Annotated in this window: 17 protein-coding genes and 1 pseudogene; 13 read left to right on the top strand and 5 right to left on the bottom strand. The window is 61.6% G+C overall.

Going from position 1 to position 23,421, the window contains the following annotated elements; genetic code table 11:
* Nucleotides 1–31 precede the first annotated feature (31 nt).
* The 4 genes from DFLDMN_RS16000 to DFLDMN_RS15985 all read left to right on the top strand — a co-directional run bounded on the left by DFLDMN_RS16000 (nt 32) and on the right by DFLDMN_RS15985 (nt 2,990).
* Nucleotides 32–511 (top strand): GlcG/HbpS family heme-binding protein, encoded by a 480-nt coding sequence (locus DFLDMN_RS16000; RefSeq protein ID WP_423195864.1) that lies wholly within the window; start codon nt 32–34, stop codon nt 509–511.
* Between the two features lie 54 nt (nt 512–565).
* Nucleotides 566–1,561, top strand: coding sequence for a 2Fe-2S iron-sulfur cluster-binding protein (locus tag DFLDMN_RS15995; protein ID WP_423195863.1), 996 nt, complete (start codon nt 566–568; stop codon nt 1,559–1,561).
* A 181-nt stretch (nt 1,562–1,742) separates the two neighbouring features.
* Nucleotides 1,743–2,444 carry a GntR family transcriptional regulator gene (locus DFLDMN_RS15990; RefSeq protein WP_423195862.1) on the top strand — a complete coding sequence of 234 codons (702 nt, stop codon included), beginning with the start codon at nt 1,743–1,745 and terminating at the stop codon, nt 2,442–2,444.
* A 321-nt stretch (nt 2,445–2,765) separates the two neighbouring features.
* Entirely contained in the window at nt 2,766–2,990 is a 225-nt protein-coding gene (locus DFLDMN_RS15985; RefSeq protein ID WP_423195861.1) for a hypothetical protein, read from the top strand.
* A gap of 6 nt (nt 2,991–2,996) precedes the next feature.
* On the opposite strand, the gene DFLDMN_RS15980 is transcribed toward DFLDMN_RS15985, so the two are convergent.
* The 4 genes from DFLDMN_RS15980 to DFLDMN_RS15965 form a co-directional block, all read right to left on the bottom strand.
* A complete protein-coding gene (locus tag DFLDMN_RS15980; RefSeq protein WP_423195860.1) occupies nt 2,997–3,941 on the bottom strand; it encodes a DUF535 family protein in 945 nt (314 codons plus the stop codon).
* A 307-nt stretch (nt 3,942–4,248) separates the two neighbouring features.
* Nucleotides 4,249–5,442 carry a fumarylacetoacetate hydrolase family protein gene (locus tag DFLDMN_RS15975; protein WP_423195859.1) on the bottom strand — a complete coding sequence of 398 codons (1,194 nt, stop codon included), beginning with the start codon at nt 5,440–5,442 and terminating at the stop codon, nt 4,249–4,251.
* 29 nt (nt 5,443–5,471) lie between these two features.
* Nucleotides 5,472–7,253 (bottom strand): IlvD/Edd family dehydratase, encoded by a 1,782-nt coding sequence (locus DFLDMN_RS15970; RefSeq protein WP_423195858.1) that lies wholly within the window; start codon nt 7,251–7,253, stop codon nt 5,472–5,474.
* Nucleotides 7,254–7,425: 172 nt separating this feature from the next.
* Nucleotides 7,426–8,463, bottom strand: a complete 1,038-nt coding sequence (locus DFLDMN_RS15965; protein ID WP_423195857.1) for a LacI family DNA-binding transcriptional regulator — start codon at nt 8,461–8,463, stop codon at nt 7,426–7,428.
* 302 nt (nt 8,464–8,765) lie between these two features.
* On the opposite strand from DFLDMN_RS15965, the gene DFLDMN_RS15960 reads away from it, so the two are divergent.
* From DFLDMN_RS15960 to DFLDMN_RS15940, 5 genes are all read left to right on the top strand, one after another.
* Nucleotides 8,766–10,112, top strand: coding sequence for an MFS transporter (locus DFLDMN_RS15960; RefSeq protein ID WP_423195856.1), 1,347 nt, complete (start codon nt 8,766–8,768; stop codon nt 10,110–10,112).
* Nucleotides 10,113–10,406: 294 nt separating this feature from the next.
* Complete coding sequence (locus DFLDMN_RS15955) at nt 10,407–11,801, top strand: tyrosine-type recombinase/integrase (RefSeq protein WP_423195855.1); 1,395 nt, start codon at nt 10,407–10,409, stop codon at nt 11,799–11,801.
* 34 nt (nt 11,802–11,835) lie between these two features.
* Complete coding sequence (locus DFLDMN_RS15950; RefSeq protein ID WP_423195854.1) at nt 11,836–12,843, top strand: hypothetical protein; 1,008 nt, start codon at nt 11,836–11,838, stop codon at nt 12,841–12,843.
* Nucleotides 12,844–13,193: 350 nt separating this feature from the next.
* Nucleotides 13,194–13,412 (top strand): DNA-binding protein, encoded by a 219-nt coding sequence (locus DFLDMN_RS15945; protein WP_423198441.1) that lies wholly within the window; start codon nt 13,194–13,196, stop codon nt 13,410–13,412.
* The gene (locus DFLDMN_RS15940; protein ID WP_423195853.1) at nt 13,409–14,512 is read left to right on the top strand and encodes a helicase RepA family protein; all 1,104 of its coding nucleotides are present in this window, start codon (nt 13,409–13,411) and stop codon (nt 14,510–14,512) included. Before DFLDMN_RS15945 ends, DFLDMN_RS15940 begins: the two co-directional genes overlap by 4 nt.
* A gap of 808 nt (nt 14,513–15,320) precedes the next feature.
* On the opposite strand, the gene DFLDMN_RS15935 is transcribed toward DFLDMN_RS15940, so the two are convergent.
* Nucleotides 15,321–15,938 carry a replication-relaxation family protein gene (locus DFLDMN_RS15935; RefSeq protein WP_423195852.1) on the bottom strand — a complete coding sequence of 206 codons (618 nt, stop codon included), beginning with the start codon at nt 15,936–15,938 and terminating at the stop codon, nt 15,321–15,323.
* Between the two features lie 1,097 nt (nt 15,939–17,035).
* Between DFLDMN_RS15935 and DFLDMN_RS15930 the strand changes: the two genes are divergently transcribed.
* The 4 genes and pseudogenes from DFLDMN_RS15930 to DFLDMN_RS15915 all read left to right on the top strand — a co-directional run.
* A complete protein-coding gene (locus tag DFLDMN_RS15930; RefSeq protein ID WP_423195851.1) occupies nt 17,036–17,449 on the top strand; it encodes a DUF6573 family protein in 414 nt (137 codons plus the stop codon).
* Nucleotides 17,450–17,507: 58 nt separating this feature from the next.
* Nucleotides 17,508–17,666 carry a hypothetical protein gene (locus tag DFLDMN_RS15925; protein ID WP_423195850.1) on the top strand — a complete coding sequence of 53 codons (159 nt, stop codon included), beginning with the start codon at nt 17,508–17,510 and terminating at the stop codon, nt 17,664–17,666.
* Nucleotides 17,667–17,779: 113 nt separating this feature from the next.
* Nucleotides 17,780–20,515, top strand: coding sequence for a site-specific DNA-methyltransferase (locus tag DFLDMN_RS15920; RefSeq protein WP_423195849.1), 2,736 nt, complete (start codon nt 17,780–17,782; stop codon nt 20,513–20,515).
* Between the two features lie 11 nt (nt 20,516–20,526).
* Nucleotides 20,527–23,421 (top strand): annotated as a pseudogene (locus DFLDMN_RS15915) (BPTD_3080 family restriction endonuclease); the annotation flags it as partial.

Raw genomic sequence — 23,421 nt, 5'->3', positions numbered from 1 at the left:
ACGGCTCGGCACGACCCATCAGGAGAAACTTATGAAGAAGTCCATCAAGCTCGAACTGAAAGAAGCCCGTCACATGGTGGCCGCAGCCATCCGCCGCTCGGAGGAAATCGGCGTGCTGGAGTCGATCTGCGTGGTCGACGACGGCGGCTATCCGCTGGTGCTGGAACGCATGGACGGCGCGCGCATCACGGGTCCGCAGATCGCCTGGAACAAGGCGTTTACGGCAGCGGGCCACAAGCGCTCGACGCACCTGTTCAATACGCCGCCCAATGGCCCGGCCCTGCCCGGTAACGAGGCTTTCGGCATCCAGTGGAGCTTCGACGGCAAGTTTGCCGTCTTCGTCGGCGGCTTTCCGATCGTCGTGAACGACGAAGTGATCGGCGGCATCGGCCTCAGCGGCGGCAATGGCGAGCAGGACACGCAGGCCGGCCTCGCCGCGCTGCAGGCGCTGCAGGAACTGCTGGCGCCGCAAGACCTGTCGGTAGTGGTGCAGGCGGACATCAAGCGCTGAGCACGCGGTGACGCGCGCGCACGGACAACGAAAGCATCGATAGCGGTGGCGGTCATGACGTATCGGATCCAGATTCTCGAAACGCAGCAGGTGTTCCAGGTAGCGCCGGGCGAAACGCTGCTCCAGGGCGCGCTACGCCACGACGTGGCGCTGCCGCACGACTGCCAGCTCGGCGGGTGCGGCAGTTGCCGGCTCAAGCTGGTGGAGGGCAGCGTCGCCTACGACGAAATGCCGTTCGGCCTCACCCCCGAGGAAGAGGCGGCTGGCTATGCGCTGGCGTGCCAGGCGCAACCGCAAGGCGACCTCGTGGTCAGCACGGCGCGGGCGGAAGAAGCCTGCGTGGATCCGGCCCGGCATCGCGCGGTCATTCGTGATCTGCGCGCGCTGTGCGGCGACGTTATCCATCTCGACCTGGAGATCCCCGAGGTCGAGATCGATTACCGGCCCGGACAGTATCTGAAGATCGTTGGCGAAGACGGCCTGCCGCGCAGCTTCTCGATGGCGTCGCGACCCGCCGGCGGCCGCGTCGATCTCCACGTGCGGCGCATCGCCGGTGGCGCGTTCACCGAGGCCACACTCGGCAAGCTGCGCCGCGGCGATACGCTCGATGTCGAACTGCCGCACGGCTCGTTCTTCTACCGCGCCAGCGATTACCGGCCACTGCTGATGGTCGCCACCGGCACCGGCCTGGCGCCGATCAAGAGCATCCTGGAGTCCCTCATGGACGACGACGACTGTCCGCCCGTGTCGTTGTACTGGGGTGCGCGGCAGCCGGCTGATCTTTACCTCGATGCCGATATCCAGGGCTGGGGCGAGCGGCTGTACGACTTCCAGTACGTGCCGGTGCTTTCGCGCGCGGGCGACGCGTGGCAGGGGCGGCGCGGGTACGTGCAGCATGCGGTGGCCGAGGACATGGCCGACCTGTCCGAACACGCCATCTACCTGTGCGGGTCGCCCGACATGATCCGCGACGCGAAGCAGGCGTTCCTCGAACGCGGCGCGAGTCCCGATCACATCTATGCGGACAGCTTCACGTTTCAGCGTACCTAGCCTGCGCTGACGCGCTGGGTTTTCTGTATACCCGATCGCCACGACGGCGGTGTGCCGTGCTGGCGATATTGCTGGTGGTTTACACGAGGTGGCCGCAGCGGCGAGATGTGGATGGTATACAATGACGCGCGGCTGGTCCTCCAGCCGTTCTGTCATGGCATCCATTTTTCCGCACCCGATCATGTCCGCCACTTCGTCCATCCGCACCCCGGCAGACCCTGAAGTCGTCAGCCTTGGCGCAGGGCATTCGCCGCTGTTCGCGCTGGTGACAGACAAGCTGCGTGAGCGCATCCTCAACGGGGAGTACGCGCCCGGCGAGCGGCTGGTCGAAAACAAGCTCTCGACCGAACTCGGCGTCTCGCGCATTCCGGTGCGCGAAGCATTGCGCACGCTCGCGACCGAAGGCCTGGTGCTGATCGAGCCGCGCCGCGGCGCCTCGGTCGCGCGGTTCTCGGCCGACGTCGTCAAGGAGATGGTGGAAGTCCGCGCCACGCTCGAAGGGCTCAATGCCAAGCTGGCGGCGCAGCGTCGCGATCCGAATCTGATCGCCGAACTCGAAGCGGTGCTGCGCGAGGGCGTCGAGGCCGCCGACGGCGGCCAGTCGGACCGGCTGCTGGCGCTCAATACACGCTTTCACGAGGTGTTGGGCAATATCGCCGCCAACAGCGTGCTGCAGGAAATGGTGCGCTCGCTACGCGAACGGACCGCGGCGCTGTTCGGCCCTGCCAATACCGTGCGCGCCCGCCAAAACTGGGATGAGCACGCACAGATCCTGGAAGCCGTGATCGCCGGCGATGCCGACCTGGCGGCCCTGCTGGCCGCCCGCCACGTCTATAGCGCGGCCAAGGCGGCCGACCTACCGGTCGAGAGCAAGCCCGCCTGACTGCACTCGCTGCACCGGCTGTGCTTGCTGCACTCGCCGCACCGGCTGCAGTGCAGTGGCATCATGGTTGCCCCCTCCATCAGGCCGCTTGCGCGGCCTGAATCGCTTCCAGCCGGCGTACCCACCCAGCCGGTCGTACTGCCCAGCCGGTCATACTCCCACATCCCAGTTGCGTCGCCGTACCTGCCGACGGTGCATCAGCCGGTGCGTCATTACGGCGCATCATGCACGGATGCAAGGCACGGCACGCCCCGTCCTGATGCAGAAAATGCCGCGCAGGTGTATACTATATTCATCGTTTGGATTCAATAGGTAGAGACCATGCAGTACCCCAACAACCGCGCCGTTTCGGGTCCCAAGCCTCGAACTTACCCGGGCACTTACCCCGATAGCCAGTACCTCGACATGCGCGTCGGCGCACAGTTGCTCAAGCACTATGCCCGACGCGATGCGGTCCGCCACGCCACGCCGCTCGTCCCGGTGCGATTTGCCGATATCGTGCGCTTTCTCCGTGCCCTCGGCGGCATGAAGACCCACCACGCCTGAGGCGTTTCACGGCAGCGCGGCCGCGATGGCCGCGGCAAGCGCATCTTCCAGCGCATACCGTCGCCGATATTGCGCACGCTTGTGCGACGGCACCGCTTCCATCGGCTTGCGAGACAACCTCGCAGGCAAGCGAAAATGCTGGCCTTCGCGGTTTGCCCCGGCTTCCGTCCATAACTGATCGAAATCAGTCTTCACGCGTGCACGGGTGCGGTGGCGCGCCTGATAGATATGCGCGTCGTTCGGAACGCCGAGCAGGTGCCCGATGCCGTGGCGCGCGGCAAAAGCATAAAGGCCCACCAGCAGCGCCTGGCTTGGCCTGAGCCCATGCATGTCGCGCGTGGCCTGCTTCAGCAGATCGCGCGCGGCGGCGTCGCGATGCCCCTGCAGGCAGCCGATGCTGAGGACCGTGGCATCGCCCCGACCGTGCACCGTGAAGGCGGCCAGCATCAGCGAGGTCTCCTCCCGCATCAGCTTCAGCGTCAACTCCCCTTCCTTGCCATTGCGGCCCGCGCGCGACAGGACCAGCCGATACGCGCGTCCCTCGGCGCCCGCTATCGCCGCGATCGTGACATCGTGACCACCGTACAGGTTGCGCGTGAAGCCCCAGGGCCAGGCATCCAGCTGCCATTGATAGTGGTCCACCAGGAGATCGAGCTTCTGTGCCGTCGAGAGCGCCTTGCGCTGATAAGGACGTTGCAGACGGAACAGCAACGTCCTGTCGAGCATCGCGAGCTTGCGCAAGCGGCAGTCCGACAGAAGGAAACGTGCCCATACGCACGAGCATCGATAGGAGGCGAGTGCGCGTAGCAGGTATTTCCAGTAGTCAGTGTCCCATTTGGAGCGCGCGGCAAACGACGCGGAACTCAGCAGGGAAGATAGCGCGGAGACGGGCCGGAACGCGAGCGGGGCAAGCAGAGAGAGCAGCGACAGAATGGGAAGGGGCGGGAACACGGCGATACAGACACGGGATTGGAGAGGCGATGCCACGCTGTGGCACGCGCCACTCTAGGCGCCGTCGACGATGTTCTACATCGGAGAATCGTTAAATTCTCAGTTCCATCTTCGGGGCCAACATTGAGATCGTGAATTAAGGCGTGCCCTAGAGCGTTCGGCTTGTGCTCGGACTTGTCCTTCTTGCGCCTCCGCTCCCCTAGGCGTAGCCGGTCGCTCTACCGCCCCATGCGACGGCAGATCCCATTCTCCCCGGATGTCCTGTGCCGGCGGGGCTTATCGCGCGTTAAGCGCCCCGCCCGCCTGCTCAGCGCGCCAGCAGCCCGCGCGCGGCAAGATTGCCGTAGAGCGCGCGCACGCCAAAGGTCCAGGGCGCGATCTCCGTGCACAGCTGAACAGTATTCACAAGCGCGCCCAGCGTGGGGGTGGCGATGGTGACGCGGTCGCCCAGGTGATGCGTAAAGCCGCCGCCCGGCGCATCGCGGTCCTGGATCGGCGAGAACATGGTGCCGAGGAACAGCATGAAGCCATCCGGATACTGGTGATGCGCGCCAAAGGTTTGCGCCACCAGGTCGGCCGGATCGCGACTGATTTCCCGCATATGGCTGATACCGTCGAGCACGAAGTCATCGTCGGCGCCATCCACACGCAGGGTCAGGCTGGCGGCGCGCACGCTGTCCAGCGTAAAGGCATCGTCGAACAGCCGCACGAACGGACCGATGGCACACGAGGCGTTGTTGTCCTTGCACTTGCCGAGCAACAAGGCCGAGCGTCCCTCGATATCGCGCAGATTCACATCGTTGCCCAACGTCGCACCGACGATCTGACCGGCGCGGTTGACCGCGAGCACGATCTCGGGCTCGGGGTTGTTCCACACCGACACCGGCAGCAACCCGACATCCGCGCCAAAACCAACCGACGACATCGGCTGCGACTTCGAGAAGACCTCGGCATCGGGGCCGATGCCGACCTCCATGTATTGCGACCACGCACCACGCCGTTCGAGTTCGGCCTTCAAGCGCTGCGCGGCATCGGAGCCCGGCACGATCTTCGACAGACCGGTGCCGATGGTGGCGGAGATGGTCTCGCGCACGGCGCGGGCCTTGGCGGGATCGCCACCGGCCTGCTCCTCGATCACGCGCTCGATCAGGCTGACCGCAAACGTCACGCCGCAGGCCTTGATGGCCTGGACATCGCACGGTGCCAGCAGCGTGACGCTGGCCTTGCTGCCATCAGTCCGACCATCGAGCGCGGACTGTACCAGCGCTTCCACACGGCCGAGCGACTCGCCGGGTGCATGGCGCGCAAGCTCCACCGCATCGGGCCGATCGAACAGGTCCGCCGTGGTCGCGACCGCGCGCGTGATATCGAAGACCTCGCCATGGCGCACGGCAACGACGCTGGGTCCCGGGTGAGCGATATCCTCGCGCCACACCCGGCCGACAAGCAGCGCTTGGGCAAGATCCTGCGGCAGGCAATCCGAAGCATGGATGGTATGCATGGTCAGCGTGGGTAGTGTGGTAGTCGGGCTCAATGCGAGTGACGCGGATTGCCGCGTTGCTCGATCACTTTGAGGTACAACGTGGCCGGCTCCAGGCAGCCGCCGGTGGACAACTGGCCCACCGTTTGCCGATAGAGCTCCTGCCACGGCGTCTGCGCGGGCGGTACCGCAAAGGTTGCCGTCTCGCGGCGACGCTCCAGTTCGTCGGCGTCGACCAGCACATTCACGCTACGATTATTGAGGTCGACGCGAATGCGGTCGTTCGTGCGCAGCAACGCCAGGCCGCCGCCGACGGCGGCTTCGGGCGACATGTTCAGGATCGAGGGGCTGGCGGACGTACCGCTCTGCCGGCCATCGCCCATGCACGGCAGCGAGGTAATGCCTTGGCGCACAAGCTCGGCGGGAGGCGCCATATTGACGACCTCCGAGCTGCCCGGATAGCCCACGGTGCCGCAGCCGCGAATCACGAGAATACATCGATCGTCGATCTCAAGCGCCGGATCGTTGATGCGCGCGTGATAGTCCTCGGGGCCATCGAACACGATGGCGCGCGCCTCGAAGCTGTTTTCAGCACCGGGTTCGCTGAGATAGGTACTGCGGAATGCGTCGCCGACCACCGACATCTTCATGATCGCGCTGTCAAAGAAATTGCCGGACAGCACGATAAAGCCGGCGCCATGCTTGAGCGGTTCCGCCGCCGTGCGAATGACATCGCGATCGGCGTCGGGCGCCCGGTCGGCGATCTCGCCGAGGCGCTGGCCCGACACCGTCATGCAATTGCGGCGCAGCAGGCCGGCCGCATCGAGCTGGCGCAGCACGGCGGGCACGCCGCCGGCGCGGTGAAAGCTCTCGCCCAGATACTCGCCGGCCGGCATGCAGTTGACCAGCAACGGCACCTGTTCGCCATGGCGCTGCCAGTCCTCCAGGCTCAGGTCGACGCCCATATGCCGCGCGATCGCAATCAGATGAGGCGGACAGTTGCTCGATGCGCCGAGCGCGGAGGCCACCGCGATGGCATTCTCGAACGCCGCGCGGGTCATGATCTTCGACGGCCGCAGATCCTCGCGCACGAGTTCCACCGCGCGCTTGCCGGTGGCGTACGCCATCTGTCCACGCTCGCGATAGGCGGCTGGAATGCTGGCGCAACCGGGCAACGACATGCCGAGCGCTTCGGCCAGACTGTTCATCGACAGCGCGGTGCCCATGGTGTTGCAATGCCCGATCGACGGCGACGAGGCGGTGGTCAGCGCCATAAAGCCTTCGTAGTCGATCTCACCGGCGGCCAGCAGGTTGCGCGCGTGCCAGATCACGGTGCCCGAGCCGACGCGCTTGCCCTCGTGCCAACCGTCGAGCATCGGCCCGCCCGACAGAACGATGGCCGGCATATCGACCGTTGCGGCAGCCATCAGGCACGCGGGCGTGGTCTTGTCGCAGCCGGTCGTGAGCACCACGCCGTCGAGCGGAAATCCGTGCAGGATCTCCACCAGCCCGAGGTAAGCGAGGTTGCGGTCGAGGGCGGCGGTAGGCCGGCGGCTTTGCTCCGCGAGCGGATGGACCGGAAACTCCATCGGAATGCCGCCGGCATCGCGAATGCCGGCCTTGGTGCGCGCGGCCAGCTCGAGATGGTGGCGGTTGCATGGTGCGAGGTCGCTACCGGTTTGCGCAATGCCGATGATGGGCCGGCCCGACTGCAATTCCTCGCGCGTAAGCCCGTAGTTCATGAAGCGCTCGACGTACAGCGCGGTCATGTCCGCATGCGAAGGGTCATCGAACCATTCCTGGCTGCGCAGGCGGCGTGGGATATCCGACATCTGGTGCTGTCTCCTGTCTGGCAATTGTGGCGCGACCGGCTGCGCGATGGGCGCCTGCACGTCGGTGGGACGTCCCGATCAGCGTCGCGCAAATAGTTACCGGTAACAATTTTTGCGGATGGTAGCACGGAGATTTCCGCGCGGGAAAGCGAATCTTTTGCGGCGGGGTTCGTCAGGCGCTTTCGCGCGCCACGATCGAGAAGTCGATGCGAATGCTTTGCGACACGGCCTCGATGCCCGCGTCGCGCGCTTCCAGCGCGGCCAGCAGCGCCTCACCGGTGCGCAGGCCGATGCCATACGGATCGACCGATACCGTGGTGATGCGCGGATGGCAGCACTCGGCCACTTCAAAGTTGCCGAAGCCCGCCACCGCCATATCGCCCGGCACCGAGAGGCCACGCCGATGGCACTCCATGATCGCGCCGAAGGCCGACATGTCGCTCACGCACATCACCGCATCCGTGTCCGGCCACTCGGCGAGCAACGCGGCCATGGCGGGCGCCCCGTGGCTCATGGTGATGGGCGATTCGCCGACGCGCACCACACGTGGCTCGCCCAGGCCGAGCGCCTTGATTTCGGCACGATAGCCCTTGAGGCGATCGACCCCGCGTGTGTCCAGCGCGCTGGCGCCGCCCAGGAAGCCGATGCGTTGATAGCCGCGCTCCGCGAGATGGCGAACCATTGCACGTGCCGCGCGCACGTTGGAAAAGCCCACTGCGGTATCGATCGGATGGGTCGGCAGCTCCCACATCTCGACCACCGGAATGCCCGAGCGCTCCAGCAGCTTGCGCGTGGCGTCGGTATGCTGCGAGCCCGTCAACGCAATGCAGCGCGGCTGATGGCGCAGCAGCGAGCGCACCAGCCGCTCCTCCCGATCGAGCTCGTAGTCGGTATCGCCAAGCAGCAATTGCAGCCCATGCGGTTCGAGCACGGCCGTAAGGCCACGCACGGTATCGGAAAAGTTGGAGCTCGATAGCGACGGCACCAGCACCGCGACAAACTCCGAGCGCCCTGACGACAGCGCCCCCGCCGCCGCATCGGCCACATAGCCAAGTTTGTCGATCGCCTGACGCACGCGTTCGCGCGTCTTGTCGGCCACGCGATGTCCCGCCAGCACGCGGGAGACGGTCATCTTGGACACCCCCGCCACGCGGGCGACATCTGACATGCGAGGCGGTCCGGCATGCCGGGAGGCGTTGGAGCTGGTCATCGGATTCGCAGACGGCAAAGGCTGTAAAGCCCACATCATACCGTCGCACCCTCTCCGCACGGCGCGCCCGGCCAGCATGCGCCGACCCTAGGGAAACTCCTTGCACAGGAGGACTTGTCGTTCCGCGACATGACGTGCTACCTTAGTTTTTGTTACCGGTAACTAAATACTAACGTCGACCGGTTGCGCCCCGCTCGCCCCGCCGTCCACGTGCCGGCATTTTTTTGGTTATCGAATGTTATCGGTAACTATTTGCCGCAGCATCCGGCGCAGACAAGACCATAACGAACAGGAGACTCCCGATGCCATCCATCACCCAGACCGCGGCCTTGCCGGCCGCGGCAGACGCGTCCGAAGACGCGCTTTACCGCAAGGTCATGCGGCGCATCCTGCCGCTGCTGTTGCTGTGCTACGTGGTGGCCTACCTGGATCGCGTCAACGTCGGCTTTGCCAAGCTGCAGATGCTCGACGATCTGCACCTGAGCGACAGCGTCTACGCGCTGGGCGCGAGCGTTTTCTTCTGGGGCTACTTCCTGTTCGAGATGCCGAGCAACCTGCTGCTGCATCGCTACGGCGCGCGCTTCTGGATCGCCCGCATCATGATCACCTGGGGCATCGTCTCGTCCTCGATGGCCTTTATCGTGCCGTTGGCCCACGTCTTCCACGTGCAGACGTCCACCATGTTCTATGCCTTGCGCTTTCTGCTCGGCATCTGCGAGGCGGGCTTCTTCCCGGGCGTCATCCTGTACATGAACTACTGGTTTCCGGCGCGTCGTCAGAGCGTGGCGATGTCGGGCTTTCTCGTGGCGATTCCGCTCAGCCTCACACTCGGCAGCGTGGTATCGGGCTGGCTGATGGAGCAGACGCATGGCCTGTCCGGCATGAGCGGATGGCAATGGATGCTGCTGCTCGAAGGCCTGCCGTCGATACTGGTCGCCTTCGTAGTGCTGGCCTTCATGGGCGATGGCCCGCACAAGGCCGACTGGCTCTCGGCACATGAGAAAGCGGTGCTGGCGCGCAACCTCGATCGCGAAGCCACTCACAAATCCCATCGGGTCGGGGCCGCGCTGCGCAGTCCGCGCGTGTGGCTGCTGACGTTTATCCTGCTGACGTTCAACACCGGCTTCTACGGCCTCGCGTTCTGGCTGCCGTCCATCATCCGGGCCTCGGGCGTCCAGAGTCCGTTGCATATCGGCGTGCTGACCGCCATTCCGTACCTGACCGCGATCTTCGCCATGCTGTGGAACGCCTCGCACTCGCGCAAGACCGGCGAGCGCCGCTGGCACGCAGCGGTGCCGGCATTCATCGGCGGCGTCGGCCTGATCCTGAGCGCCGCCTTCGCGCATCACGTGGCCCTGTCGATCGTGCTGCTCACCATTGCCACGTGCGGCATCCTGGCGCTGATGCCGATCTACTGGACCTTCCCCGGCCAGATCCTGTCCGGCACCGCCGCGGCGGCCGGCATCGCCCTCATCAATTCAGTCGGCAACCTGTCCGGCTTCACCGGCTCGATGATCACCGGCGTCGCCAAAGAGCTGACGGGCGACATCAACAACGGCACCTACGCCCTCGGCGCCTGCCTGCTGGTGAGCTGCGTGCTGATCACGCTGATTCCGAAGAGCATGCTGAATCCGCCGGCGGAGCGATGACGCCGATGAAGCGGTGAGGTGGGCGCACGGTGTGCGCGGGTCAAAATCAAAAGGGGTCACGCAATCGCGTGACCCCTTCTCAATTTCTGGTGCCGGCTGCAGGACTCGAACCCGCCACCTGATGATTACAAATCATCGGAAATATGTATTCCTGGATGTTGATGCTCAATCATGTAGGCAGGCAGAATACATATAAATCAATGACCATCATGGATACCCGATGATTTTTCATGTTGACCAGAGTTGACCGTTTGCCACACAATTTGCCTACATGATGCCTACACGGAAAAAGAGATGGCAAAGGTCAGCTTCACGGCAGAAAGAGTGTCCTCATTCGAGGCAGCTCCCGGCAAGACACAGACGATTTACTGGGATGCCAAAGCGGCGGGGCTAGGCCTGCGCGTGACCCCAGGCGGGGCACGGTCATACATCTTCGAGTCCCGCCTCTTTGGCAAAACCATCCGAGTGACCATCGGCACCGCTCAGGCGTGGCCACTCGCCAAGGCCCGCACCGAGGCGGCCCGCCTGAAAACCGTTATTGACGGCGGCCAGGACCCTCGCGAGCAGGCCGCCGAGCAGCAAGCGGCACACTCCGCCCGAAAGGCGGAAGTGGTGCGCCAAAGCGTGACCTTTGCAGACGCATGGGATGCTTATCTCGCCGACCTACAGAAGAAGGTTTCCCCAAAGACAAAAAAACCGCGCAGTCCGCAATACATTGAGGACCATCGCAAGCTAGCAGCGGCGGGCGGCACGGAAAAGAAACGGGGTAAAGGACTGACTTCGCAGGGTCCGCTTCATTCGCTCATGCCACTAAAACTGTCGGCAATGACCGGCACGAAGATAGCTGCATGGCTAGAAGATGAAGTGGCCGAACGCCCGACCAGTGCAGCCTACGCCTACCGCATGCTTAAGGCCTGGGCGAGGTGGTGCGAGGGTCAAGAACGATTCTCTGGCCTGATTCCGGCTGATTGCTATTCGTCCCAGAAGGTGACAGCCCTGCTACCCAGCGCAGGCACCAAGGATGGCGACAGCCTACAGCGCGAACAACTGGCGGTGTGGTTTTCTGCGGTGCGCGGCCTGAGTAACCCTGTCCTCTCGGCGTATCTGCAAGGCTTGCTCATCAATGGCCCACGCCGAGAGGAAATGGCTGAACTGAAGTGGAAAGACGTCGATTTCGACTGGAACAGCATCACGCTTCGCGACAAGGTAGAAGGCTCTCGCAGAATTCCTCTGACGCCCTATTTCCGTTCTCTGCTGCTTGGTCTCAAGACCGCCAACGAAACACCGCCCGGCGTCATCGAATTGAAGGTCATGGCAGCCAAGGGCAAAACGTGGGAGCCATCGCCGTGGGTATTTCCAAGCGCCACGTCCAAAAGCGGTCACATCGCGGAACCCCGCTATGCACACCAGGCGGCAATCGAGGCGGCAGGCCTCCCCCATATCACGCTGCACGGCCTACGCCGTTCGTTCGGCACGCTAGCGGAATGGTGCGATGCGCCCGTGGGCATCGTGGCACAAATCCAGGGTCACAAGCCGAGCGCACTTGCCGAGAAGCATTACCGCCGTCGGACGATTGACCTGTTACGCAAGTGGCATGACCAGATTGAGGCGTGGATGCTTGAGCAGGCTGGCATCGACTTCAAAGCCCCGGTCACCAATGAAACCACCGAACTCCCACCGTTAGAATAGCTGCCGAAATTAACCTGGTACATGCGAGGAAGCAGTGAGTGAAGCGGCAAACCGCCCGGGCGACGGCGGCAAATTTATCAGCTTGTGGGAACTGTTTGCTCAGATTGGAAAAGCTGAGGCGATATATGGCTACGAGGCTGCTCGTGATTTTGCCTCCTGCCTGTCCGATGACCCTGTAGGCATGAACTTCATCCGTCGCCGTGACGAACTGGGCATTCTTTGTCCACTCGACATAGATGGCCGTTTGCGCCTGGTGCGGCTGCTCAATATTTTCGGAAGCCAGGGCACGCTGTTCGATGATGACGGCATACCGAACGACGAAGCTCCGACGACATTCGAGCGATTCGGGTTCTACACGTCCGACATCTACCCATTCCTTGCCCGCCACGACATTGCCATTGCGCGCCCAGGTGACGAGGACTCCGAGAACCGAGTCTTTCCTGATGGGCGGCGTATTCCTGGCTGGATACTGGGCTACGACTGCCAGGCTTGGATTCCATACAGCCGGGCCGTGGGAATTCTCACAGCCAGTACGGTCGCAGCCGAACGCCATTCGCCCGACCATGACGATGTCTTTGATAGATGGGGCAAGGCGCTGTCCGACGCAGTCGAGCGCGGGACTATTGGCGAGTCGACGGCTTCCGGGAAGCGGATGCTAGCCCACGCCGACGTGCGCGCCTGGTTTGCGCACCAGGGCCACGTGTGGCCGCTCGAAGCGCCAGAAGCACAACCAGATAACGAAGCGAATGCCGTGCCGCCAACAGACCAGCAAATGCAACTGGCCAGGACGCCAGGTGAGCATGATGGCGGGATGACAAGGCGAGAGCAGCAGATTCGAGCCATCGAGGACATGGCCGACAAAGAGCGGTATCCACGCAAGCAAATCCCGGATGGCGGCAAAGCGAGGCTTCGTGACCTATGCAAAGCTGCACATCCAAGCCTGTTCGGCGCGGGTGATTCTCCGTTCGATGATGCCTGGAAAGCGGCAAGCAAAGCCGACCGAATCGTGATGGCGAACCGAAACAAGTTCGCCGGGCGGTAGGCGCATCGCCCAGATGCAACCCGGCCATCGCGGTTTGCGATGGCCTTTTTACTTGCCTGTACGCCCCTCGCTGCAACGGCAATCCACGTGCAACGCTTTTCTGCAAAAGCCAGTCAGTCTGGTCACCACGGTCACGCGGCGAAACACCAGACACCGTCCCGCCAGTAGTGGGGCGCAAATACCCCACCCCTCCAGTCTTGCGACTCCACCATCCCCCGACTTGATAGTTCGTCAACGCCGAAGAAAACAGCCACACACAGCGGAATGCTCGGATGAACGTTGAAACGAATTCGGCGCGTTATCAACAGACATTCGAGCCCCGCTGCGCACGGCAAGATGCAATCGTTGACATGAACACGACCAACCGTATTTCGTTTAGCTTCAGCCGTGATGCCATCCAGGCTGTCGTTCCGACCGACATCGCCGCCGCCGCGCTGAACCGCCGCCCGCAGACTTTGCGCAAATGGGCCTGTCTTGAAAACGGCCCAATCCGCCCTGTCCGTATCAACGGTCGCCTGGCGTGGCGAGTCGCCGATATTCAGGCTCTGCTGGGCGGGGTGGCAGCATGAGCGCAGAAACCAATGCGAAAGACCTGGTCGCTCGCACCACCACGCCCGCATCCGCGCCCCTGAAAAAGGAGGAGAAATTTCCTCTGGATGTCGTGTTTGCAGATGAGCTTCCAGACACCTATGAAGCTCCCGACGAGCTGGTACAAGGGCTGTTGACCGTTGGCGGCAGCAGCCTGGTGTATGGGGACTCGAATAGTGGCAAGACATTCTTCGTCATCCACCTGGCGGCTGCAATCGCTCTCGGTATCGACTGGATGGGACGGCGAACCGAGCCAGGATTGGTGCTCTACCTGGCTGCCGAATCCCCTGATTCGGTACGCTCTCGGCTTCAGGCGTATAAGAGGCATTACTGTGTACGCATGCCCAACTTCGCCGTCGTCAAGAGCCCGATGAACCTATTCGCAGACGACACTGATACCGACGCCATCATCAAAACGGTCAAGATGATGGAGGCTCGACGCAAACAGCCGGTGCGCCTGATTGTCGGCGATACGCTGGCTCGCCTGAGCGCAGGTGCGAACGAAAACATGGGCCAGGACATGGGGGTCGTCGTTTCGCGTATCGACCGCATTCGCATCGAGTGCGGAGCGCATTTCATGCTGATTCATCACAGTGGCAAGAATGCCGCCGCTGGTGCCCGAGGATGGAATGGCGTGCGAGCGGCCGTTGATGTCGAACTCGAAGTAACTGACCATGCGGGCGGACGATGCGCTGAAGTGACGAAGAATCGTGACCTCGGCTCAAAGGGCGAGCGCATTGGCTTCGCTCTGGATGTGGTCGAGGCTGGCACGACGAAATGGGGAGAAACGGCGACAACTTGCGTAGTTGCTCCAGCCGCTGCCCCCGAGCGCCGCAGTGGCACGAGAACCGGCAGCAGCTCAAAACGCAGCAGTGGCCCGAAGCACAGCACAATCGAGAGCAGGGTCATGGCGCTCCTGCGTGAGCACACCACTGGGATGAAGAAAGCTGATGTTGTCGAGCATGTCGTCAAGGGCGGCGGCGCAGCATCATCGGTGTATCGCGTCATCCAGGACCTGGTAACGGCAGAGCAACTTCGCGAGGCTGATGATGTCCTGTCCGTCACAGGCACTGCGACGTAAATCAGGTGCATAGAGGTACGTGCAGGTACTAAAGCCGAACACGTACCCGGCGTACATCTAGGTACGTAGGTACACATCTATATAGATGTGTACCTACGTACCTAAACGTTGTGCTCGCAACAAGTTGGATGGGAAGCGTTATGAAAACCCAGCTGACCAGGAAAACGATGGACGGCACCACGCCATCAGCATCGCTTCCTGGCTGCCCGCCTTTCCTCCTTGGCGCAACGCATAAGCCATCGTTCAAGACAGCGATTTCATTCGCCCGTTCTGCGCGGACGATGGGCCACCAGGAAGAGCAGTGCGCGGAGGCAAGCCGTCGCGCTGCCAGAGGCATCCGGCACGGCGCAATCACGGGCGTAGCCCGTGCGGGCTTACCCATGCTTCTCACGGCGCCAGCAAATCGGCGAGTCGGTCACACGCCCCGTCGCGGGCGAGTGGCCCGCTCGCAGATTGCGGACGCGCGATGACAGCACAAACCAGGCCCCGGGTAAGCCTATGCCTCATCGAGCGGCGGCGAGGCGAAATCGCTCATGACCGCAACGACCAGACCGACCAGTTTCGTGCCGAAACTGGACGCACAAAAAAGCAACGCCCCCACCAGATGCCTCCGATGGGGACGCTGCCCAATCCTCTTTTTTCAGGCAGAGACCAAGATGCATTCTGCACGGCGGACACCTTCAAATTAAAAGGTAGCCACGAAGGAGTTCACGAGTACAAGCGGCGGGTCAATGCCGCAGGCTGGGGAGGTGTCTCCCCCCGTCGATTGCCTATCCTGCTGACGGCCTGGATACGAACGCCCAGGCCATCAGGCAAACACGATGTCCTCGAATTTGTATAGCTCCGTCGAGAACGCGATGAGCGCATCGAGCGCACTCTTTTTCCAGCCCTTTGCCATCAGGTCGCGCGTGAGCTTCGCACGGAACGCAGGCGTGCAGACGAAGATGACCTTGCCCCATCTCAGGCCATTCCCCAGCAGCTTGGAGCCCGACGCACTGGCCGCATCGGCGGCAACAGCGTCGAGCCATTTCAATAACTTGGCGTAATCCGAGGCATTTTTACGACTTCGTTCGACTTCCACGAACCATAGCCGACCATCCGCACCCCGTAACAGAACATCGGGTTTCTTACCCGCGATGCCATCGACGCCGCCCAGCCACCTGTCCTGAGCAATCTCGCGTTCGGTCGAGACGCGATAGCCGTCCAGGATGCCGCGAATGGCAATCTGGTTGGCAATCGTGCGGTGCCGAAAGTGCGCGGAGCTAAACGCTCGCACCAGGTCTTTTCCCGTTGTTGCCGCAATGCCCATGTGTTGCAGGCGACGTGCGCCAGCCTCGGACAGTGCGTAAATCACGCTGCCGTCCGGTCCCTGCCCGCGCAGTACCTGCCGGGCATCGGCGAGCCGCCGGAGCGTGCGTTGCGCCATGCGTAGGTCGGACGCCGTGGCGACCGGCGCTTCTAGCGCTGGCTCACCGGATGCGCCACTGGACCAGACCGGGCGCAATGCGGCGCAATCTCGGGTTCTCAAGAATCCGAAGCGCGCGAGCGACCTTAGCAGCCGTCCCTCTGCCTCTGCTGCGATGATGCGTCCGTCCCGCGCTGTCACGAAGTATCTCCCAAAAAGGTGTCGATATTTCGTATAGCGCGAAAGACGCAGCATCCCGCGTTCGACCTCCTGGACGGCGGAGGACGAACACGGAAGGCGTAGCCGCTTGCGCGGCGAGCCACCATGCCCTTTTCACAAAACTGGACGTTTTGCCGGGCATTTTCGCCACTGGACGTAGCTCATGTCTCCAAAAGCGGCGCCCCGCACTGCGCGCGGGCAAGGTACTCACCCTGCCTCGCTGAACGCGACGCTGGCTCCGGCCTTTGGCCTACGGTCTTTGCTGCGCTACGACATGACTACCTTGCCCGCGCGCAGCTCGGGGCGCGGGGCATTGCTGCCCCCCGGTTCATCTATCAGGTGGCTGGGGCACCTTCTGGAGGCTGGGGCCTCCAGCGATGACCGGCTCCCCCCTGCAATCCACCGACCAGCCCTGGGGGCTGGTGCGCCGGATTGGGCGGCGTGCTGAACGCACTTGCCCCACTCCATCCCTGCGGGCTGCTGCGGCTCCCCTACCGTCTGCGCGCTCACGCTCAGACTGCGCGCCTTTGGCTTGCAGGTCACGCGCGGCATGGCCGCGCTTAGGTCGCGGTCATAGACCGCGACATCGTCTGCGTCGTCAGTTTGGTGCTTGCCCCCATCCTTCCTGATTCGCCGCCCACCCACTGGCGACAGTACCCCAGGCGGTCTGCATGGCAAGGACCTGCGGCGCTTCCGCGCACGTCCTCACCCGGTCCCCTGCGGGGCTGCGGCTTCCGGGCGTGCCCTTGCCATCCAGCCTTCTCGCCTGGTGTCGCGCGACGCCAGGGCGACGAACTCAGGAAGGACGGTAGCAAAACAGCAGCACCACCCCCACGCCGCAGCCGGGAACGTGAGGGGGCTCGGAATCTTGGAACCCGGTCAGCCTTGGAGAAAGCACTATGGAAAAACGAGACGGTCTGCAAGACATCTTCGGTGAAGTTATTTCGATGTACACGCGCGCGCAGGCAATCGCGGATGGCGTGCTGATTGATGTCACGGCAGAGGCAAACGATGCGGGCTTCAAAGTCCCGGTGGCACTCACGGCGACGGTTTGGGCGGAGGTGGTGGCATGGTCAGCCGAAGACAGCGCCCGACAAATCCATCAGGACGAACACGGACGCTTGAACGACCTGCTGTGGGCTGCCGTCAACCTCGCTCGCTATCACAAAGGCAACCGCATGCCTTTTCAGCATCATCGCGTGCCGCGCGGTGGGAATTTCGTGCATCGCACACCGATAACCCTCCTGATGGCCATTGGGCCGGGAGATAACGCTGAGCCCGTCGTGACTTTCATGTTTCCAGGCGACGACTGACGTTTTCCGCCCCGCTGATTGCAGCGGGCATTTAACCATCCTCGACAGGAGAGCAACTATGTCACATACCCCGATTAACCCCGCGACCGGCCTGCCGATGACCGGCGACGGTTACGGTGGAGTCGATGTCGGCGGCAGCCCGTACGGCATCGACATTCACACGCATCATAATCCGTGGATTTCCACCGATTTTGGCTGTATGAGCGATGGTTTTTAAGCCTACCTAGTCGTACCGCTGCACAGCGCCTCGGCAAATGAATGACCACTCCAAGCCGAGGCGCTATCATCCGAGGTTAGTCAGATGACCAGCGATGGGATAAAGGAGCCCCTGTGAGCGACACGTCAGCCCAATACGAACACAAACAAGAAGCGGTGCAACGCCCTGACGTAGGTGTCCAGGACCAGTTCAGCATCAAGAAGCCGAACCGAGTCTATAGCTACGATTCCAGTCTTGACCCGGCCATGTCATGGGACGAGAACCGCGAACGCGAACTTGGTGAGTGGCTCATTGGTCTGGTTGCCCGCTGCGCGGAGGAAGGCGAAGCGGCAGTTTTTCAGGGGCCGCAAGTCTGGAATGGTGGCGGCGTTCAGGTGCAGTCTCTCAAGGCAGCGACGGGCTTGCTGCAGACGCTCTCGCAGCCATTCTTGAATTGGGCTGGCAAAGCTGAACGACATCAGCTCAGCGTGCCGACCACGCCGTTGTTCGTGCATGAGCGGCATTCCACCAAAGCTATTCTGGAAGGCATTGAGAGCCGCAAAGCAAAAGGTACCAACCTTGACCTCTTCGGCGACCCGCACCTGGACGTGACCGACCGGCTCGACGCCTACGAACACAAAGGGCCTTGGCAAAACCGAATGATTCTGGGCGATAGTCTCCAGGTCATGAATTCCATGCTGGAATTCGAGGGCTTAGGCGGGCAGGTGCAGATGGTGTTTTTCGACCCACCCTACGGCGTGAGGTTCGGCTCGAATTTTCAGCCTTTTGTTCGTAAACGGGACGTGAAGCATGGCGCGGACGACGCGATGACCCGCGAACCCGAAATGGTCAAAGCCTATCGCGACACATGGGAGTTAGGGCTTCACTCTTATTTGACGTATATGCGAGACCGGCTGATGCTCGCGAAGGAATTGCTCAACGAGAGCGGTAGCATATTCGTTCAAATCTCTGACGAAAACCTTCACCACGTTCGCGAATTGATGGATGAGGTATTCGGGCAAAATAATTTTGTCTCAATTATTCAATTTGCCAAAACATCTGGATTGGAAGCAGCTTCCTCGCTTTCATCCGCCTGCGATTATCTGGTTTGGTATGCGAGGGATAAAGAAAGGGTTAAATACAGAAGCCTGTGGGAATCCAAATCTGCGCTCGGAAGTTCCGGCTATACCCACATTTTGCTCAAAGACGGAAGTTCACGTCGCATGACGAGTGACGAAGTGGCTGGGAAATCCCCCATTCCAGAGGGGGCTCGTATTTTCACGCTTTCCGATTTGACCAAGCCCGGGCCTGGCTCGCGATACGACGTAGACTTCGAGGGACGTCGCTTCAGCCCCGGAGCTCGGTGGTGGGGAACAACGCCCGAATCGATGGCTCGCCTGATTGAGGCTGGACGAATATCCGCCGTGGGAAATACTCTGCGATTCATTCGCTATCTCGACGATTTCCCGGTGTCTGGGTTAAATAACTTGTGGGCTGACACCGGGATTGCTGGGTTTAGCTCCGACAAACTGTATGTTGTTCAAACCTCGCCGAAGGTAATCCAGCGATGCATGCTGATGTGCACGGAGCCTGGTGACCTGGTGTTCGACCCGACCTGCGGTTCTGGGACGACGGCATATGTCGCCGAACAGTGGGGACGTCGTTGGATTACCTGTGACACGTCGCGGGTACCTTTGGCCTTAGCACGCCAACGCCTGCTCACGGCCACCTTCCCCTATTACGAGCTAAAAGACCCAAAGCTAGGCCCCGCCGGTGGCTTCATCTACCAGCGTAAGCAAAACCGCAAAGGCGAAGAAGTGGGAGGGTTGGTACCACACGTTACGTTGAAGTCAATTGCTAACGACGAACAGCCTGCAATGGAAGTGCTAGTTGACAGACCTGAAGAGCGAGACCGCAAGGACGTAGTGCGAGTTGCGGGTCCGTTTGTGGTCGAGGCGACCATTGCTCCAGCGCAAACAATGGAAGCGTTGGATGGTACTGCTAGGGCGCAAAGTGACGGTACGGTGGTTGATGCCGAGCCAATGGTGACCCACGGCGATGTAGCCACCCACATCGAACGCATGACTCAGGTGCTGCGCCAGTCCAAGACACTGCACTTACCGGGAAATCGAGAACTAGTGCTAGAGCAGGTTCGCCGCACCAATGACGGCGACATCCTGCATGCCGAAGCCAGTGATGCGGATGGTAAACGTGTCGCCATCGTCTTCGGACCCGAATCCGGTGCTATTTCGGCTGACATGGTGTTTGAGGCCGCGCGTGAAGCCCACTTCCTGCGCTATGACCAGTTGTACTTCTTCGCCTTTGCTATTCAGGCCAAAGCACGCGAACTCATTGAGGAACGCAATAAGGATGGCGCTCCCAAGCTACGCATTCATTGCACCTACGTGGCCGTTACACCAGACGTCGCTATGAGCGACCTGCTCAAGACCACTCGTGCATCGGAAATCTTCTCGGTCACCGGCCTGCCGGACGTGAAGCTTACCAAGCTTCAGCAGAAGAACAACTCGGGCGAGGCTCTCTATCAGGTGGATGTGAAGGGCTTAGACATCTTCAACCCAGCAAACATGGAACAGGAGTCAGTCGAAGGGGAAAACCTGCCGTGCTGGATGCTGGATACAGACTACGACCCGTCTGGCTCCTTTTACGCCACGCAGGTGTTCTTCCCGAAGACTGGCGCCTGGGACAATCTACAAAAGTCGCTGAAGGCCAGTTTCGATGAATCGGTGTGGTCGCACTTGGCAGGTACCACGAGCGAGCCGTTTGTGCTGGGCGAGCGTCGCCGGATTGCAGTGAAGGTAATTGACGAGCGTGGCAACGAGCTGATGCGCGTTATTGAGAACATTGCATAAGGGAGCAAGCAATGTCGCAAATCAACGCCGTCGAAGCGCCCATCATCAATTCCCCGTTCGATGAGCCGAAATTCCACTGGCACATCGAGGAAGGCAAGCAGCCACAAAAGCGGGAAGGTCGTCGCCCAGCCAGCTACTTCTTCCGCGTGCCGGAACATGCCGGCCGCGGAAAAAAAACCAAGAAGCAGACTGTGCTGTTCGACCAGGACGCAAAAGGCAACGAGTACCTGCTCGATACAGCGAACCTCATCCGTCAGCGCCTGAAGGAATGGCGTGCTCGCGAATACAGCGGAGCGACGAAAATCACGAAGGAGTTGATAGCTCTGTGGCACTCGGCCGACCGTAAGCAGCGACTTTTCTTCGCCCAGCTTGAGGCGGTCGAAACGATACTCCTTCTCGTAGAAGGTCCGGAGGACCTCAAGCAGGGTATCCGCATCCCTACCGATGAGCCCGGAGATGATGCCAAGGCCGCCGGATACAAGGCATTTATCCGCTACGCAGTGAAGATGTGTACCGGCTCAGGTAAGAGCACGGTTATGGGCATGCTGGCCGCGTGGTCGATTCTGAACAAGGTGGCCGATTCCACCAATCCGAATTACTCGGACACGGTGCTCATCGTCTGTCCTAACGTCACCGTCCGCGACCGGTTGCACGAACTTGACCCCAACCTGGACGAAATCAGCCTCTATCGCACACGTGAGCTGGTACCGCTGCATCGTATGCCCGACCTCCGTCGTGGCGAGGTGTTTGTTACCAACTGGCACAACCTTGAGCGCCGCGAGCTTTCGGACGTAAATGGCACGTCGGCCAAGGTAGTAAAGCGCGGCACGCCTATGGAAAAGCGCCGCACGGTCAAGTTGGGCGGCAAAGACCAACTGACTGAGGCTGACCTTCGGCAGCAGGCGCTGACGGGCGCGTTTGAAATCGTGGGCGAGGTGAAGGACCGCCACGGTGTTTTGACGGCTTTCGAGGTCAAGGAAACCAGATACTACGAGAGCGACACTGCATTCCTGCGCCGGGTGCTGGGCAACCGCAAGGGGCGCAGTTCCGCCATCATGGTGATGAATGATGAGGCCCACCACGCCTACCGGCGCGGCAAGGCCGAACCCGACGATGAATACGCTCTCGACGAGGAAACCGCCGACGCCGATGCGCGCGAGGCCACCGTCTGGATTGAAGGACTGGACCGCATCAACAAGGCATTGAATGGGTCGAAGAATGGCGTGCGCCTATGCGTTGACCTGTCTGCTACCCCCTTCTTCATCCAAGGTTCCGGCAACGAAGTGGGCAAACCCTTCCCTTGGGTGGTGTCCGACTTCAGCCTGCTGGAGGGCATTGAAGCGGGGCTAGTGAAAATCCCGCAGTTGCCGACCCAGGACATCACCGGTGGTGAAACTCCGGCCTACTTCAATGTGTGGCGCTGGGTTCAAGAGCGTATCGAGCAAGACGGTGGCGGCAAAGCGAAACTCAGTCCGGACATGGTGATGCGATATGCCACGACGCCTATCACTCAGCTCGCCGATGAGTGGCGCAAGACACTGGATACGTGGAAAGCCCAATTCAAAGAGGGCTTCCGCAAGACCGATGTGCCACCTGTCTTCATTGTCGTGTGCCGCGATACCGCGCTGGCCAAGGAGTTGTATGAATGGCTGGCCAATGGCAAGCAGGACTATGGCCAGTCGCCGATTGAGTTCCGCAACAAGCCAGGCCAGGAAAATACCATCCGTGTGGACAGCAAGATTGCGGAGGACATCGCTTCCGGTGCGAGTGGTAGCGATGAAGCTCGGCGTCTGCGTTTTGTGCTGGACACCATTGGTAAGACAGCCTGGCCTGGCGGCCATATCCCAGAAGAATACGAAGCACTGGTCGAGAAACACAACCGCAAAGCACTGGACGATGAAGACAGCGGTCTAGTGACCATCGACGCCAGCATTCCCCCTGGGCGCGACGTGCGATGCATCATCAGCGTCGCGATGCTGTCGGAAGGTTGGGACTGCAACACCGTGACTCACGTCGTCGGCCTGCGTCCCTTTGGCTCGCAGTTGCTGTGTGAGCAGGTGGTGGGCCGCGCGCTGCGCCGTACTTCCTACGCTATCGACGAGGCCACAGGTTTTTTCCGAGAGGAAACCGCCAAGGTTTTCGGCGTCCCGTTCGAGCTGATTCCGTTCAAAGTTGAAGGTGGTGCAGCACCACCCCCGACACCGCCGTCTAACCAGATATACGCTGACCCGGCCAAGGCTGGCTTTGAAATCGCTTTCCCTGTGGTCGAAGGCTACGCAGACCCCGGCATCACTCGCATTTCGCTGGATTGGGCCAAGATTCCCACGCTCACACTCGACCCGCTTGAGGTGCCGGATACGACCCTCATGAAGGGGTTGGCAGGTGCCGATGGCAGCCTTGCCGCTTATGGCCCTGGCGCCGCTGAACTGGTCACGTTGGAAGCGTGGCGAGCACGTATTCGCGTACAGCAGGTCGCTTTCACCCTTGCGAGCACACTGGTCAAACAGTGGCAGAAAGAAAAAGGCGACAGTATTCCGATGCATCGTCTCTTTCCGCAGCTTCTGGCTTACGCGCAGCAGTTTCTGGCGACTAAGCTCGTCTGCAAGGGAAACCGTGCGCCGCAGGACGTGGCGCTGAACCCGTATTTCGGCAAGGCGGTCGGCTACATCATCGACAACTTGCAGGCCGTCGATGAGAGCGGACAGGCTCAGGAGCGGCCCATCATTACGGCAGGCGCAGCGGGCATGCGTTCGACGCGCTTCGTTGAATTTGCCACGGGCCGCGACCTCTGGCCGGTTACGCGCAGCCACCTGAACGCGATGGTGGCGGATACTAAGAAATGGGAGCAGAGTGCGGCCTACTGTCTCGATACGCACCAGCAGGTTCGAGCCTGGGTCAAGAACGAC

This window comes from Cupriavidus sp. H19C3 (genome assembly GCF_049393815.1).
Classification (GTDB): Bacteria; Pseudomonadota; Gammaproteobacteria; order Burkholderiales; family Burkholderiaceae; genus Cupriavidus.
The sequence above is the reverse complement of the archived record's forward strand: the minus strand, read 5'-3'. Positions and strand labels throughout refer to the sequence as shown.